This window comes from Psychrobacter sp. A3, from assembly GCF_028823565.1.
GTDB classification, from domain to species: Bacteria; Pseudomonadota; Gammaproteobacteria; order Pseudomonadales; family Moraxellaceae; genus Psychrobacter; species Psychrobacter celer.
Genome location: NZ_JAPEHS010000057.1, coordinates 1 through 16,767, shown reverse-complemented (window position 1 = coordinate 16,767; position 16,767 = coordinate 1). Strand labels below are relative to the sequence as shown.

The 16,767-nt window shown below is 47.6% G+C and carries 12 protein-coding genes; 3 read left to right on the top strand and 9 right to left on the bottom strand.

The window, feature by feature from the left end; translation table 11 throughout:
• Nucleotides 1–63 precede the first annotated feature (63 nt).
• On the bottom strand, nucleotides 64–933 hold the full coding sequence (locus tag NK638_RS08740; protein WP_274632706.1) for a hypothetical protein: 870 nt from the start codon (nucleotides 931–933) through the stop codon (nucleotides 64–66).
• 595 nt (nucleotides 934–1,528) lie between these two features.
• Between NK638_RS08740 and NK638_RS08735 the strand changes: the two genes are divergently transcribed.
• On the top strand, nucleotides 1,529–2,287 hold the full coding sequence (locus NK638_RS08735) for an IclR family transcriptional regulator (RefSeq protein WP_198336892.1): 759 nt from the start codon (nucleotides 1,529–1,531) through the stop codon (nucleotides 2,285–2,287).
• A 135-nt stretch (nucleotides 2,288–2,422) separates the two neighbouring features.
• On the opposite strand, the gene mmsB is transcribed toward NK638_RS08735, so the two are convergent.
• From mmsB to NK638_RS08695, 8 genes are all read right to left on the bottom strand, one after another.
• Nucleotides 2,423–3,376, bottom strand: a complete 954-nt coding sequence (gene mmsB, locus NK638_RS08730; RefSeq protein ID WP_274632705.1) for a 3-hydroxyisobutyrate dehydrogenase — start codon at nucleotides 3,374–3,376, stop codon at nucleotides 2,423–2,425.
• Nucleotides 3,377–3,468: 92 nt separating this feature from the next.
• Nucleotides 3,469–4,728, bottom strand: a complete 1,260-nt coding sequence (locus tag NK638_RS08725; RefSeq protein ID WP_274632704.1) for an enoyl-CoA hydratase/isomerase family protein — start codon at nucleotides 4,726–4,728, stop codon at nucleotides 3,469–3,471.
• Between the two features lie 61 nt (nucleotides 4,729–4,789).
• The gene (locus NK638_RS08720) at nucleotides 4,790–5,572 is read right to left on the bottom strand and encodes an enoyl-CoA hydratase (protein ID WP_274632703.1); all 783 of its coding nucleotides are present in this window, start codon (nucleotides 5,570–5,572) and stop codon (nucleotides 4,790–4,792) included.
• Nucleotides 5,573–5,638: 66 nt separating this feature from the next.
• Nucleotides 5,639–6,799: an acyl-CoA dehydrogenase family protein gene (locus tag NK638_RS08715; RefSeq protein WP_274632702.1), complete on the bottom strand. Its 1,161-nt coding sequence runs from the start codon at nucleotides 6,797–6,799 to the stop codon at nucleotides 5,639–5,641.
• A gap of 207 nt (nucleotides 6,800–7,006) precedes the next feature.
• Nucleotides 7,007–8,491 carry a CoA-acylating methylmalonate-semialdehyde dehydrogenase gene (locus tag NK638_RS08710; protein ID WP_274632701.1) on the bottom strand — a complete coding sequence of 495 codons (1,485 nt, stop codon included), beginning with the start codon at nucleotides 8,489–8,491 and terminating at the stop codon, nucleotides 7,007–7,009.
• A 313-nt stretch (nucleotides 8,492–8,804) separates the two neighbouring features.
• Nucleotides 8,805–10,844: a propionate--CoA ligase gene (locus NK638_RS08705; RefSeq protein WP_274632700.1), complete on the bottom strand. Its 2,040-nt coding sequence runs from the start codon at nucleotides 10,842–10,844 to the stop codon at nucleotides 8,805–8,807.
• A gap of 230 nt (nucleotides 10,845–11,074) precedes the next feature.
• Nucleotides 11,075–12,745, bottom strand: coding sequence for a fatty acid--CoA ligase (locus NK638_RS08700; protein ID WP_274632699.1), 1,671 nt, complete (start codon nucleotides 12,743–12,745; stop codon nucleotides 11,075–11,077).
• A gap of 192 nt (nucleotides 12,746–12,937) precedes the next feature.
• A complete protein-coding gene (locus tag NK638_RS08695; RefSeq protein ID WP_274632707.1) occupies nucleotides 12,938–14,077 on the bottom strand; it encodes an MFS transporter in 1,140 nt (379 codons plus the stop codon).
• A 636-nt stretch (nucleotides 14,078–14,713) separates the two neighbouring features.
• Here NK638_RS08695 and NK638_RS08690 point away from each other — a divergent pair.
• Both NK638_RS08690 and NK638_RS08685 read left to right on the top strand, forming a co-directional pair.
• Nucleotides 14,714–15,661, top strand: coding sequence for a dienelactone hydrolase family protein (locus tag NK638_RS08690; protein ID WP_274632698.1), 948 nt, complete (start codon nucleotides 14,714–14,716; stop codon nucleotides 15,659–15,661).
• Between the two features lie 171 nt (nucleotides 15,662–15,832).
• Nucleotides 15,833–16,606 carry a hypothetical protein gene (locus NK638_RS08685; RefSeq protein ID WP_274632697.1) on the top strand — a complete coding sequence of 258 codons (774 nt, stop codon included), beginning with the start codon at nucleotides 15,833–15,835 and terminating at the stop codon, nucleotides 16,604–16,606.
• Nucleotides 16,607–16,767: the final 161 nt, after the last annotated feature.

Sequence of the window (16,767 nt, the reverse complement as noted above, 5' to 3'; positions counted from 1 at the left end):
ACGACCCTAATAAATAGGATCATTTTTTATTAATTTAATAACAGCCATTAGACTGTGATTAAATTAGAAGCGGTAAGTTGCACCAACTTTTACGATTGGGAACCACTCTAAGTAGTCTTTATCTTCTAACTCTTGTTCAGCAAGTTTAGCAACTTGGCCAGCATTTAAGCCAGAAGGAACATCATTTACGCCGTTAGAGATACGTACAGGGTTGGTTGGATCAGTTGCATTAACTGTGGCATCTGTTTTACCCATATAAGCTGCGCCGATTTCACCAAACACACCCCACTTATCAGAAATATTTGGACGGAAGCCAATAGTCGCGTAAGGCGCTAGCTTGTTGCGGTGTTCCATAGTACCTTGTAAAGTACCTACATCATCTGCGTTGTATGATACGTCATCAATTTTGTAAGTACCGCCCTCAGAATTGGCAGTTACATCAATATCGTTGTCAGGAACGATGATACCAGCCCCCATAGTGAACCAGTTACCAGTAGGACGTAACTGTACACCTAGGTATGGGTTACTAAAGTCAGCATCTACATCATAGTTTACGTCGTTTGCATCAAAGTCGCCGCCAAATAGGTCAGCAACATCACCACCTGCCCAACCGGCTTGTAGTTCAGTGTTTTCGTTCAAACCCCAAGCGATATTGGCACCATAACCTAGTGTACCAACTTCAGCACTGACAGCAGCTGGGTTGATAGCTGTTTGGAAGAAAGTCTTAGTACCACCAACGACAGCACCAGTGGTGTTACGTACCACACCAGCATCAGCATTGTATGCATAAGCAGGTTCTGCAGCGACAGCGACTGGCTCTGCTTCATAAGCGACAGCTGTGTTGTCATCAACCACGACAACTGGCTCAGCTGCTAGTGCAGCAGTTGAAGCCAAAACGGCAGCAGAAATTGCTGTTAGTTTAATAAGTTTCATAAATACTCTCCTAAAGTGTGGAATAACTCGCCCAAAAAAAATGACAATTTAGTTCTTTTTAAATCCATCATTTTGTTGAGCAGATTAAAACAATTTTGGCTCAAAAAGTCACCCCTACAGACGCGCTTTTTATTTGCCATTATGTAAAGATTGCATAGGTATTGTAATAATTGCTACATCAACCGGCAAAACTTCAACTTTCTGTTACACAACGCTCTCAAAGTGATCCAACAGCGTAGACATGATTTTTAAGTGACTTAATACTCATGTAATGATATTACAAAATATGTCATTATCATCGCTTACTGACGTCTCAGCTTCAATAACAGTTATATAGCTTATTACTACAGATTGTTGTGTTTTGTGAGTTGACGTATCTAGGGGTGTTTTTGGACAAAAAAATCAGTTAGGAAAATAAACGACATAAATGTCTTGTTATACCACGACTAACGTTTGTCTAAGCGTTATATTGTGCTAAATTAGAGACAGTAATAAACCAGTTACAAAGCCTCAGGTTTATGACTTTTTGTTATAATTATTAACGCGTTGCAAGCGACTGCGCTTTCTCCTCTTTTATTATTATCGAGCCATTTATATGCCTAAAGTATCGTCGATTACCCGTGTGTTAGAGATTATAGAAGCGGTGTCTTATGCTTCTAAGCCGCTCTCTCCACTTGAGCTATCGCAAGAGCTGGACATTCCAAAACCGACCATCCATCGTTTGATTCAAAATCTGGTGGATGAGGGGTTTGTCACTGTTGATATCGGCGGCGGCATCATACCTGGCAAGCGAGTGCGCAATTTGAGCGTTGAGCTGTGGCAGCAGCGGCAGTTTTTTAATGAGCGGCAGATGATTTTGCATAAGCTGGTCGAGGAGATCGAAGAGACTTGCGGGATTGCGATTCCTTATCATATGAATATGCTCTATACCAACCGCGCGCAGACCTCACTACCTTTGCAGATTTATCTGCCTGTGGGCGTCAAGTCTCCGATGTGGTGTACAGCAACAGGTAAGCTGTATCTGAGCCAGCTCTCTACCACCAGCCGTAACAAGATATTGAAAGGCTTGCCTTTGGATAAATTTACCAAAAACACCATCACAGATATCGATGCGCTCAATCAAGAGCTGGATAAAATCGCTGAGACAGGGGTCGGTATCGACAACGAAGAGTTTATCTCGGAGATGGTGGCGGTGTCTGTGCCTGTATTAGATAAGAAGTCACGTTATCTGGCCTCTTTGTACTTGCATGCGCCGACCATACGCGTGTCATTAGACGAGCTGATGACGCATGTGCCGCGTCTGCAGACAGCCGCTCAGGATATTCAGACTTTGGTCTATGAGCTACAAAACTAAGCAGAATTTTATAACCAAAAGGTCTGCGCTATACAGATAGCGCAGACCTTTTTTGCTTTGAGACGAGTGCCTTTAGTCGCTTTGTGCGTTCGAGACAGATATTTCAAAGACTAGGCAATTCAAGAATTAGGCACTTTAAGACAGCACCGAATGGTCATGACGCCCCATGATACTAGAAAAATCTTTATCGCCATTTTCGCGCGCGTGATCGTCATAGAGCTCTGTCGCCTTGGCACCCATCGGTGTCTCGACCGCGGTATCTTTGGCAGTTTGCATGGCAAGATTGAGGTCTTTTTGCATCAGCTTACTCATAAAGCCGCCTTTGTAGCCCTTGCTCGAAGGCACGTTTTCTAACACCTGAGGATAAGGGTTATAAACCTCCAGCGTCCAGTTTCGCCCAGAGCTTTGTAGCATGATGTCAGACAATACTTTGGCATCGAGGCCGTTTTTTACGCCTAAATTGATGGCCTCTGCCGTCCCTGCCATCAAGATACCTAAGAGCATATTATTACAAATTTTGGCGACCTGTCCTGCTCCATGCTCGCCTGCATGAAAGATGTTTTTACCCATCATCGCCAGTATCGGCTCCGCTTTGGCAAATACGTCGGCACTACCGCCAACGATGAAGGTCAAACTACCAGCGATAGCACCGCCTGTACCGCCAGAGACGGGCGCATCTAAAAAGTCTATACCAAGACCAGTTGCGGCGTCTGCTACCAATCTGGCGTCAGCGGCAGCGATGGTACTACTATCGATGACCAGTGTGCCTTTGGGCAGCTCTGCTAGCAAGCCATCAGATCCATTCTCACCTAGATAGACAGAATGGACGTGCTTGCCCGCTGGCAACATACTAATCACAACATTCGCATTGCTCGCCGCCTCTTTTGGGCTGGTAGCGACGCTGGCACCTGCTTGCTGCAGGCGCTCGCATGCTTCTGCAGATAAGTCATATACTGATAGCGGATAGCCTGCCTTTAATAGGTTTTCTGCCATCGGTGCGCCCATATTACCAAGACCAATAAAGGCAATCGTTGGTTTTGCCTCGGCACGCTTTGCTGTATTTTTGGTATTTGTGTCCTTCATACCCATCTCATCACTCCTTGATGATTGATTTTTTTATGTTATTGCCAGTAGCGCCTGCTCGGCTGCCTAGGCACATCTGCTTTTATTTTAGTAGACTGTTAGTGATTGATAATCTGGCTCCCCAAAGCCTCACTGCCCAGCCAGCCTTCCAATGGATGCTCGCCTGCCGCATAGGGATTGGTGAAATGCTGATAGATGTATGCCTGTCCATCGGCGCTGAGACAGTCTGCCAATGAACGCGACCAATTGGGGTTGCGGTCTTTGTCAATCAGCAGCGCCCGTACCCCTTCTTTGAAATCAGGGTTGGCAGCGCAGTGTACAGCGACATTGGTTTCTAGGTACAAGACCTGCTCAAGCGATAAGTCTGAAACTTGATGATACAGTGCGTAAGTCAACGCCACTGTCACAGGGCAGCCTGCTCGATAAGTAGCAACAGCGCGCTGCGTCCAGCTGTCTTGCGCAAAATCGGCATCTAACTTCTCCAACGCCGCGTCGCTTTGCAAGATGGCATCAATATCACCCAACCCGCCGCTATTCATTAACTGTCCAATGGCATGCCAATAGGTGGCCAGCTTGCTAGCAGGCAACTCAGTGGCAGGCTGCGCCGCTAATGCACGGCTGACGATATCGTGCGCGCTGTTATGCTGGCGCTGATGACTTATGTCTGTACGGTGAGCGGCATGCTGCCAATCGCTTTGTTTGAGACGTTGTAAGATAGCATCATAATCGCCGCTGCTCACGGCATACTCAGCTAGATTGGACAAGATGGCATCGTTGCCATTACACATCGCCCCAGTCAGGCCTAAAAACAATCCCATCTTGGCGGGTATACGCTGCAAAAACCAACTACCAGAGGCATCAGGGAACAGCCCAATGGTCACCTCAGGCATGGCAAAGCGCGTACGCTCAGTGACCACACGGTGACTACACCCTGCCATCAGCCCCATACCGCCGCCCATAATGATGCCATCGCCCCAGAGTATCAGCGGCTTGGAATAAAAATGCATCTGCCGATAGAGACGGTACTCATGACCAAAAAACTCTGTCGCATAGGGGTTAGGTAGTGGCGCAGACTCTGACATGCTGTCATATAACTTGCGAATATCACCACCTGCACAAAACGCCTTGTCGCCTGCGCCCTTGAGCACCAACGCCACTACTTGCTCGTCACGCTCCCACTGCTCTAATTGCGCAGCCAACAATTGACACATCTCGACACTTAGGGCGTTGAGAGCTTTTGGTGTGTTAAGCGTCATAATGCCAATGAGATGACCACAGTCTGTCTGTTCAGTATCAAACAATACTGGCGCGGCAGGCGTAGCAGCGTTTTGATTATTGTTATCTGTTGAGGTTGTCATAAAAAGACCTACAAAAAGTAAAATGAATATTAGGGCGTTTTATCAATACGGTCTTGGGCGTTTATTTATTTTGCCAAGTTGGCTGACGTTTTTCTAAAAATGCTTGCACGCCTTCGCGCTGATCTTCGGTATCAAACAGCTTTACAAATGCTTCGCGCTCATGGATGAGGTTTTGCGCAGGCGGGTTATGTCTAGCTGCTTGGATAAGCGCTTTAGAATAACTAACGGCAACAGGAGACTGTTTGGCGGCTTTTTTTGCCAACGCTTGTGCTGCTTGTAGTCCTGCGCCTTTGTCCACGACTTCCTCAACCAAGCCGATACGCAAGGCCGTCTCGGCATCGACGCGTTCACCGCACAATATCATACGCTTGGCCCAGCCTTCACCCACCAGCATCGGCAGATTTTGTGTACCACCAGCACAAGGTAATAATCCCACACCTGTCTCTGGTAGTGCCATCTGGGCGTGTGCTTCTGCGATACGGATGTCACAGGCCAGCGCGCACTCAAGCCCGCCGCCCATCGCGTAGCCGTTGATGACTGCAATACTAACGCCGCGATAAGCAGATAAGGCTTCAAACGCTTCGCCAAAAGCAATGGCCATGCTGATGGCTCGGCCCTTGTCACCGTCTGAGAAATTATTTAGGTCCGCCCCTGCTGAAAAGAACTTCTCACCATCGCCATGAATGATTAGGGCATATACCTCATCATTGGCATTAAGATCCGTCACCAACTGCTTGAGCGCGGGCAGACTATCCATCGTCCATGTATGAGCAGGTGGATTATTTAGTGTCACGGTGGCGATGTGACCATCAATAGCTAGGTTGAGATTGGTGTAATCCGTCATAAGTAATCCTTTATTTTTATCACTATTTTTGAAATGAAGACACGCCATAAACACTGAATACCAAGATTAGCGTAGCTGGCTCAGCACATCATCGTGCATCAGCTGACGCGAGACGATCACGCGCATGATCTCATTGGTGCCTTCTAATATCTGATGGACGCGCAAGTCTCGCACGTGACGCTCAAGCGGATACTCATTGAGATAGCCATAGCCGCCATGCAGTTGTAGTGCTTGGTTGGCCACATCAAAGCAAAGATCAGTAGACAGACGCTTTGCCATCGCACAATAGGTCGATGCTTGGCTGTCTTGATTGTCGACTTTGTTGGCCGCCAGATACAGCATTTGCCGTGCGGTAATGGTCTGGGTCAACATATCAGCAAGCTTGAATTGCACCGACTGCAGACTGGCAATCGGACTGCCAAACTGGCTACGCTCTTGCACATAATTGGTCGCGGTCTCAAGCGCCGACTGCGCTGTACCGACCGCACAGATACCGATATTGATACGTCCACCGTCCAAGCCTTTCATCGCAATACGAAAACCTTGGCCTTCCTCGCCGATTAGATTTTCGGCTGGGACTTTGACATTTTTAAAGCTGATGGTACGTGTGGGCTGTGCTTTCCAGCCCATTTTGTGCTCGTTTTTGCCGTACTCAATGCCATCGCTATGGGCATCGACGACAAACGCCGATATACCTTTGGGTCCGGCGGCGCCTGTTCGTGCCATGACGACCAGTACATCGGTCGCACCTGCGCCCGAGATAAAGGTCTTTTCGCCATTTAACACATAATAGTCGTCCTGCTTGTCGGCTTTACTGCGTAGTGAGGCCGCATCCGAGCCAGCATTGGGCTCGGTCAAGCAATAACTGCCAAGCCATTCACCACTGACCATCTTTGGTAGATATTTTTTACACAGAGTATCGCTGCCATACTCACCAATCATCCAGCCTGCCATATTATGAATACTCATATAAGCGGCGACCGCGGTATCGCCCCATGCCAGCTCCTCAAACACCATGGCGGAGTCTAAGCGTGGTAGCCCAAGACCGTCATACTCTGGATTGGTATAGAGCCCTAAAAAACCAAGCTCGCCGGTTTTTTTGATGACATCGACTGGGAAATGTGAGGTGCGGTCCCACTCAGCGGCGTTTGGTTTGAGCTCTTTTTGAGCAAACTGTTTGGCGGTTTGGCGAAAGGCGATCTGGTCGTCGGTCAATGAAAAATCCATGGGGTCATCCTTGTGCATGCATTACAAATAGAGTAAAAATGGGTCAGCCGTGCCTGTTTTAACGTCGGTTAACGGTATGATTGATACCGTATCGGTCATACAGTATAACAGCGGTATAACGTCATCGACACACACTTGCATGGCAAAAACACACATGGCGACAACCAGCAAGATAGACACTATACCGCAATGACACAGACTAAGGCCTTATATCGAAATAGTGGTATTGACCCCGCGGCTGGCCTCGTCATCAAACCAGCGCGCTGTGACCGTCTTGGTTTGGGTATAAAACTGCACCGCTTGTTTGCCATAAGGACCCAAATCACCGAGTTTACTGGCACGTGAGCCTGAGAATGAGAACATCGGTAGTGGCACAGGAATTGGTAAGTTAATGCCGATCTGTCCGACCTGCACGTCTTGCTGGAACTTATGTGCTGCGGCCCCTGATTGGGTAAAGATAGCAGTGCCGTTGCCATGCGGGTTGGCATTGAGTAGCTCAATCGCCTCATCTAAGCTATCGGCGCGCATGATACACAGCACAGGGCCAAAGATCTCTTCTTTATAGATTTGCATGTCGCTTGTGACATTATCAAAGATAGTCGGTCCTACAAAGTTGCCTTTTTCAAACCCTTCAACCGTGATACCACGACCATCAAGCAGCAAGCTCGCCCCTTCTTCTACCCCTGTACCGATGAGATGCTCAACGCGTGCTTTTGCCGCAGGAGAAATCAGTGGACCCAAATCCTTATCGTTTTTACCAGCAGATACCTCTAGGCTCTCAGCTTTGGCCTTTATATCATCGATCCACTCGCCTGCCGCACCGACCAGCACCACGACAGATAGCGCCATACAGCGTTGACCTGCTGCCCCAAAGGCTGCGCCCGCTAGCTGATTGAGCGTTTGCTCTTTATTGGCATCTGGCAAGATAACGCCATGGTTTTTTGCGCCCATCATACACTGAGCACGCTTGCCTGATTGGCTGGCACGCTCATAGACATGCTTACCCACAGCGCTAGAGCCGACAAACGATACCGCTTTGATATCTGGATGATCACAGATGGCATCAACTGTGGCTTTGCCACCATGTACGACGTTTAGCACGCCTTCAGGGACACCCGCTTCGACGGCCAGCTCAATCAAACGCATGGTCACCATCGGGTCTTGCTCAGATGGCTTTAGGATAAAAGTGTTGCCCGTGGCAATCGCCATCGGGAACATCCATAACGGAATCATCGCTGGGAAGTTAAATGGCGTGATACCCGCGCAAACCCCAAGCGGCTGCCAGATACTATAAGTGTCAACGCCTGAAGCGACATTTTCGACAAAATCACCGATTTGTAGGTTGGCAATACCTGCAGCATGCTCGACCACTTCTAAACCGCGGAACACATCCCCGCGCGCATCAGCGATGGTTTTGCCCTGCTCTGCTGTCAAAGTCTCTGCCAGCTCATCCATATGCTCGCGAATCAATTGCTGGTATTTTAAAAAGATACGTGCGCGCGTGGTGATGGGTGTTTTGCGCCATGTTTGAAAGGCTGTTTGAGCCGCGGCGACGGCTTGATTGATTTCATCATCCGTGGTCTGCGGCACTTTGGCGATGACCTCTTGGCTAGCAGGATCGGTGATATCGATCCACTCGTTGGTAGTAGAGTCTACAAACTGACCATTGATGAGCTGCTGAACGTGGTGCATAAGATATCCTTATCTTGTCTGCGAGACGACCTTGTCGAGGTGTCAAGTTATACTTAAAAGGGATAAAAAACCAAAAGTTTTTATTGGATTAACAATTAATTTAAAATGATTTATTTTGTATCGTTATTGACTATAGCAATAAAACAAATTTAGGGTCAAGGGCTTTATCAAACTTTTATCTAAGATTTTTGGCTATCTGCATTTTCTTATCATCAAAAACCAAAAAGCCCATGAGCGAGCATGAGCTTTTTAGTATTTAGATTGTATTTTGACTTATTGGGCAAGCCGCCATAAGAGAAGATTCGGGCGTGCCCTAGTAATCCTGCATAGATTGTTTGACTGCATCGATTGCAGTTGGGTTATCGAGTGTCGACATATCGCCTGTGGGTTTGTTTTCTGCTAAGGCACGAATAGCGCGGCGTAAGATTTTGCCAGAGCGGGTCTTTGGCAGTGCTTGCGGGAAATAAATAGCTGCCGGCCTTGCGATACCGCCAAGCGATTTTACCACCGCACCGATGACCTGCTGCTCAATGCGAAAGCGGTTTTCGGTCGTTTTCACTTGCTCATGATCTTTTAACACACAAAAAGCAATTGGCAGCTCGCCTTTTAACTCATCTGCAATACCGACGACCGCACATTCCGCCATCTCAGGATGGGTACTGATGGCCTCTTCTATCTCTTGGGTACCGATACGATGACCGGCGACATTGATCACATCATCGGTACGCCCTAAGATATAAAAATAGCCGTCTTCATCAGTGACTGCATAGTCTGAGGTTGAGTACTGCTGACCATCAAACAAGCCAAAATAGCTACTCATAAAGCGCTCATCGTTGCGCCATACCGTGGTGAGACAGCCAGGCGGTAGTGGTGCACTGATCGCCAGCAATCCTTTTTCGCCTGCTGCGCATGGCTCGCCCGTCTCTTCGTTGAGAACGCGAGCATCATAGCCATACATGGGATAACCAGGTGAACCTTGCTTATGCGGTTTGTGATTGAACTTGGGCGTGTTGCTCAAAATCGGCCAGCCGGACTCTGTTTGCCAGTAGTGGTCTAAGATCGGAACGCCTAAATGCTTGGTCAGCCAATTGGCTGTTGACTCATCCAGTGGCTCGCCTGCTAAGAAAAACGACTTGACGCTTGAGACATCATAACGCGTCATCCATGTCTCATCTTGTTTCTTGAGCATACGCACACCCGTCGGTGCGGTAAATAAGATATTGACTTTATTGGCCTCGACGATTCGCCACCAGATACCTGGGTTTGGGCGATGCGGCAGACCTTCATACATCACACTGGTCATACCAGCGAGCAATGGCGCATAGATGGTATAAGAGTGCCCGACCGCCCAGCCGATATCTGATATCGCCCAAAAGGTCTCGCCGGCTTTGCCATCATAGATATAATCCATCGAGGTGGTCAGGGCGACTGCATGACCGCCGGTATCGCGCTGCACACCCTTGGGTGTACCGGTCGTACCTGAGGTATAAAGCAAATAAGATGGTGTGTTGGACTCTAGCCACACCGGCTCAACAATGGCATTGGCTTCGCAGCTAATGCGGCGCTGCTCAGCATAGTCGACATCGATGGCTTGCGGCTCAAATGGTAGCACCCCGCGATTGACCACCAATACATGCTCGGGCTTGACCGTTGCTTGCGCCACACCTTGATTGACCAAACTCTTATAATTGACCACTTTACCGCCGCGTAGACCTGCATCGACAGTGATGACCATTTTTGCCTCGGCATCATCCATACGAATGGCGAGGTTGTGCGCGGCAAAGCCACCAAATACCACCGAGTGCACCGCACCGATACGAGCGCAGGCCAGCATGGCATAAGCGGCTTCTAAAATCATCGGCATATAGATGATGACGCGGTCACCCTTGCCGATACCATGACGCTGTAGCACATCGGCAAAATAATTGACTTCTTTATAAAGGTCATTGTAGGTCAGGCGGCGCTTGGCATAATCGGTATATAGCTCGACATGGTTACCCAAGTCCTTGAACGCATCAACAACAGCAGGAAAAGTCTCTATCAGCTCTTGGTTAATCTCAGAAGACAGCCAAATAAAAGCATCTTGCTCGGCGCGCTCTGCTAGATGACGATCGACACAGTTATAGCATAGGTTGGTTTCGCCGCCGACATACCATTTGGCAAAGGGCAGATTGCTGTCATCGAGGATTTGCTCAGGCTCTTTGTGCCAATAGATACGCTTTGCTTGCTCCGCCCAAAACTGCTCTCGATCATGAATTGAGGCGTGGTAGATATCTGCAAATTGAGAGGCGCTGTCGGCCATATTGGTGGCTGACTCTTGAGTGGCAATAGGAGTTTGAATGGTGTCGCTCATAATAGCTGTCCTTAGCGTGACGATAGGTAGGGCAATAGGGCCTTATCAGACATTATCATAACAACATGTCTAAATAAGGTACTGGTCATCCTTACCAGAACTAAAAAACCGATACGTTATGTATCGGTTTAAAATGTAGCAGAGCAATCGATAAACGTCAACTATTATGCCTATAATCTCATCGATATTTTAGCATAGGCAGGGACATCATGGGTGCCCATTTTTGTCTATCAAACCTCTGTTTGATCGGCGTACATCTCTCGCATGACTTTTTTATCGTGTTTTCCGACTGAGGTCTTTGGCAAATCATCGACAAACTTAAACTGACTTGGGACGCCATATTTAGGAATGATACCACGCTCGACTGCTTTTTCTGCGATGGCTTTGATATCCTCGACTTTAGTATCTTGGCAGGCAGGTTTTAGGACAACCAACGCCAGCGGACGCTCGCCCCACTGCTTATCACGCACCCCAATCACCGAGACATCAGCCACCGCTGGGTGCAGCGACAAAATCGTCTCAATCTCTAATGATGATATCCACTCACCACCTGATTTAATCACATCTTTTAGACGATCAGTGATACGGATATAGCCATCAGGGCGTATGTATGCGATATCTTGAGTGTGCATATAGCCGTTTTCCCACAGCTCTTTGCCAGCATCGTCATTTTTTAGATAGCTTTGGGTCAGCCACGGCGCTCGTAGCACCAGCTCGCCTGTCTTATCTTTACCTGTGCCCACTGGCTGGTTGTTTTCGCCCCATATCTGCGCATCGACCATCAGTACTGGCTTACCGGTCATACAGCGGCGCGCAACATCCTCTTCTTCGCTCATTTCAGGCTCATCAAGGCTAAACTCCGTCAGGCTAATCAAAGGCGCTGTCTCTGACATACCGTAGCCGGTATAGACCTCAATGCCTTGTGCTAACGCAGCCTTTGCCAGACCCTCTGTCAATCTTGAGCCGCCGATGATCATTTTTAGACCATTGAAGCTAACCTCGCGTTCTTGTGCTTCTTTTAGCACCATTTGCAAAATCGTCGGAACACAATGCGTAATGCTGACCTTTTCATTGATGATGAGATCGAGCAAAGTATCAGGCGCATAACGACCTGGATAAACTTGCTTGAGGCCTGTCATCGTCGCAGTATAAGGAAAGCCCCACGCATGCACATGGAACATCGGCGTCATCGGCATATAGACGTCGCCATAGCTGACGCCTTGCTTGTTGGGCAACATACCCAAAGTCGCTGCTTCTGTGAGCGTATGCAACACCAGTTGACGATGGCTAAAAAACACGCCTTTTGGATCGCCTGTCGTACCTGAGGTATAAAAAGTCGTGGCGATGGTGTCTTCATCAAAATCTGGAAAATCAAATTCACTATCAGCCGCTGCCAGCAGTGCCTCATACTCCCCTGTGACGCGGTTTTGATTGCCGCCAAACACGCCCTCGTGCGACACCCCATTATCATCTAGCCAAATAATATGCTCGATACTGGAGTTCTCAAACTGATAGTCTTTGACCAACGGCGCAAACTCAGAGTTGAGCAACAGCACTTTGGGCTTGGCGTGGTTGATGGTATAGAGGATTTTTTCTGGTGATAGGCGGATATTGACCGTTTGTAAGATATACTCTGACATCGGAATCGCAAAATAAGACTCAAGATAGCGGTGGCTGTCCCAGTCCATGACCGCAATCACGTCGCCGGCATCTAAGTGGAGGTCTGCCAGCACATTGGCCAAGCGATTGATACGCGTAAACAACTCTTGATAAGTAAAGCGCTGTTTATCTGCATACACGATTTCTTGGGCTTGCGAGACCGTCTTAGCACGGTTCAATAGCTGCTTGATAATCAGCGGATAATCGTAAGCAGACGGGGCGCTATGATAAGCATTTGACATAAATCTCATTTCCTTTGAGGGTGTTCGTTATTTTCGTGTTTTAACATGGCTTAGTAATTCAGTTTGCAGGTTTTGGCCATTTGAATACTAATAATTTCAAATCAAGATACGCTTAATACTAAAAAAATTTAAATGCGCTGTAAAGTGAGCTTGCGTAAGTGGTAGGCTAACAAGCGCTCATAGCTGTATAGGCTAAGCAGCTTTTGACTTGGTTTTTATCATGCCAAAACTTGCAATCAGCAGCGCTAATACTTGTACGAATAATAGTAGCCATACCGTCAGCGACCACTGTCCGCGCGCATAGGTGATACCGCCCAGCCATGCACCCAGCGTGCCGCCTGCATAGTAACCCATATAATATAGACCCGACGCCAAAGAGCGGCCTTTTTTGACATTGACCGCGATATAGCTGATGGTCGCCGACTGGGTAATAAACACTCCAGACGACATCACCGCCAGCCCAATCACCACGCCCCAAAGCGGCGCGACCAATGTCAGCAGTACACCAAGCATAGAGACCACCACGGCCACACGTACCGTACGCGCTGAGCCAAAGCGGCGCAGTAATGTGGTAGAAAGCGGCGTGATGATCACCCCCAGTAAATACACGGCAAAAATATTGGCAAGCGCCCCAGTGCTCAGCTCATAAGGCGTATCTGCAAGGTGCAAATTGATAAAGGTAAAACAGCCAACCAACGAAAACAGCACGCAAGCGCCAAGTAAGCAGGCGGTGACCACGTAGCGATTGACGAGATGCGAGCCGAGCGTCTGTATCGCCGAGCGAAAGTTTGGATTGGCCACAAACTGCCGCGACGCAGGCAGCATCTTAGTAACCCATAAAGCGCCAAGTAGCGTCATCGCCGCCATCACATAATAGCCTGCACGCCAGCCGATCAGCTCATGCAAATGCCCCAGCAAAAACCGGCCCATAAAACCGCCGAGTACAGAGCCTGATACATAAAACGACATCAGCTCTGTGACCGCACGCCCCTCAAACTCCTCGCCGATATAAGCAATCGTCACCACCGTGATACCGGGTACAGACAACCCCTGCAAAAACCGCCAAACCCCCATCCAGCCGATGCTCGGGCTTTGAGCGATAAGCGCCGTTGGTATCGCCAAAAACAATAAAGCACCAACAATAAACACCTTACGGCCGACAGCATCCGACAACATACCCAAAAACGGCGACATAATTGCAATCGCCAGTACCGTCGCGCCAACCACCATACCCGCCTGTACTTCCGTGGCAGCAAAATCTGTGATAAGCACTGGCAAGATAGCCTGCACAGAATAGACCTGCAAAAAAGCAAACATGCCGATAAGCCCCATGGTCAGCTTTAATACCCATGAAGGCGAATGGTGTGGCGTGTTTGCGTGATATGCTCTCTCGCCGTTTGAGTGGTGAGCGTCGGTGACGTTGCGACTTGTTGTATGATGTATTGGTTTCAAAATAGTACTGACTATATTGGACGCTAAAAGCGTCAGTAAAAAGAAAATAGCGCTCTAGGTATTTTAATTACCTACCCTTAGCGCTTATTAATTAATGAAGCACTATAGCACGAGCGATATCGGTTTTAAGGGCACAAAATGTTATTGATACTTATCACCTAGGCTCTCAAGTGGCTCGGTGTTCTATAGTCGATACCCTCTAAAAATGTCATAGCGCTACTGGGATGAATTTTGCGCAGCCTCTGGGAACGCAGCACGCAAGTAAAATTTATACCAGTAGCGCGTTTAAATCCATAACAGTTTTACATTCAGCTAACTATATCTGAGTATGCACATTCTTAAACGTCCAGCAAAAACTACGTCCAACAAGTCCTAAGCTTATACATCGCTCCCTTTGACATATTAACTATTAAAACCTATTGTAAATCGGCTTTTATCAGCTTACTCTCTTGTTAAGATTGACTATTAAGCAATGCACTGAACTTTTTAAAAGACAACTATCAAAAGACAACTACTATGATGAATTGCCTAACGCGTTTGAGTATAGCTGCAATCACAATAGCTACCTACGCGCTACTGTCTACAGCGCCTGCTTCAGCTAAGATTGCACTAATAGAAACGACACAGACAGTGCCAACGCCAACCTCAACGTCGGTAGCATCGCTAAACCAAGATGTCACTTGTATTCCTGACAGTGCAATTAGCGCTGATAATTTAAGTCAAACAAAAAATAACGGACCCTTTAACATTGCTAGCAAAAAAGTACCACGTGAGTTAGTAGACGGCTTTGGCGGTGGCACTATTTACTATCCGACTAACGCTGGCAACTGCGGACGTTTGGGCGCAATTGCTGTGATACCTGGCTACATCTCTTATGAATCGTCGATTAAATGGTTGGGACCCCGCCTAGCTGCTTGGGGCTTTGTTGTGATTACAATGAATACCAACTCTATTTATGATAGACCCGATAGCCGCGCTAAGCAGCTAAGCCACGCTTTAGATTATATAATCAGCGATAATACAGTAGGCAATATAGTAGATCCTGATCGCTTAGGGGCAATTGGTTGGTCCATGGGCGGGGGCGGCGCGCTCAAACTGGCATCTACGCGTAGCGACGTACGCGCCATTATGCCACTCGCCCCTTATCATGATAGAAGCTATGGTGAAGTAACAACGCCGACTTTTGTTATCTCCTGTGAGTACGATGTTATTGCGGCTAATAACAAGTATACCAATTTGTTTTATAAACAAGCGACAGGGCCTAAGATGAAGATTGAGGTCAATAACGCCAGCCATCTCTGTCCAAGTTACCGCTTGAATGAAAAGCTACTAAGCAAGCCTAGTATCGCGTGGATGCAGCGTCATATCAATGGCGATACCCGCTTTGATCAGTTCTTATGTGGTCGAGAAGACTATAGCATAAGCCCGCGTATATCAAATTATGATTACGCTGACTGTCCGTAACTGACTTACATACTTGGCTTGTATGTTCCCTGTACAACAAAAGTTACCGTAGGGATAAGTCTAACTAATTAAGCGTATTATGGTTCCCGAATGAATAAAAAGAATTATTCAAAAACCACTTAAAAGACTACTTTTATACATTCGTGAACGTCATTCACTATAGAGGCTTATATGTCAGAAGAATTTAAAAAAGATCAGATACATGACCTAGGCGCTGGGTTTTGGAACATTAGAGGCTCTTTTGTCAGAAATGGTATGGTCGATATCGGTAATCAATCAGCGCTCGTTAAGCTAGCATCAGGGAAGTTTATTTTGCTAGATAGCTATACTTTAACTGGTGAGGTGCGCGAGCAAGTGCTGGCGCTGACCAATAATGGTAAAAATATCGAAGCGGTGCTCAATGTCCATCCCTTTCACACCGTACACTGTGCCCGCGTTGCCAAGGATTTTCCGCACGCTACTTTTTACGGCAGCAGCCGTCATCACCAAGAAGTGCCAGAGGTTGACTGGAGCGCGGATTTAGTTGAGAGCGACGCTGTCGCTAAGCGCTATCCTGAGCTACAGTTTTCACAACCAAAAGGTATTGATTATATCTCCTCTAACGACTCAGTACATTCAGGCTCACTATTGGTTTATCACCCTGCTAGTCAAAGCCTCTATGTCGACGATACCTTTGAGATACCGCCATCAAAGAAGTTTAATGATGTGCAAGCCGGTATCAACCTACATGCGACCACACTTAAAGCATTAAAAGATGAGCCTGACGCTGGCAAAGCGTACTGCGACTGGGCGACAAAGCTTGCTCACGAGTGGCGAGAGGTGCGTAACTTTTGCGGGGCTCATTCTGGTCTAGTCGTCTTTGCAGAAGGTGAGTTTGAAGCTGCATTGCTATCGAGAATTGATAACGCGCGCGCTGATTTAGAAGCGGCCTCTAGCCAGACTTAATCGAAAGGCCTAATCGATATGCATTTACGGCAACTGTAAAGCTTGGGACAAGTTACAAAAGTTGTGTAACGATACTAGCGGCTTGAATCCATTACTATTTACTAGTGACTTGTTTATCAAATGATGTACTATCATAGAGTTTACAATTAAAATTATTAGGG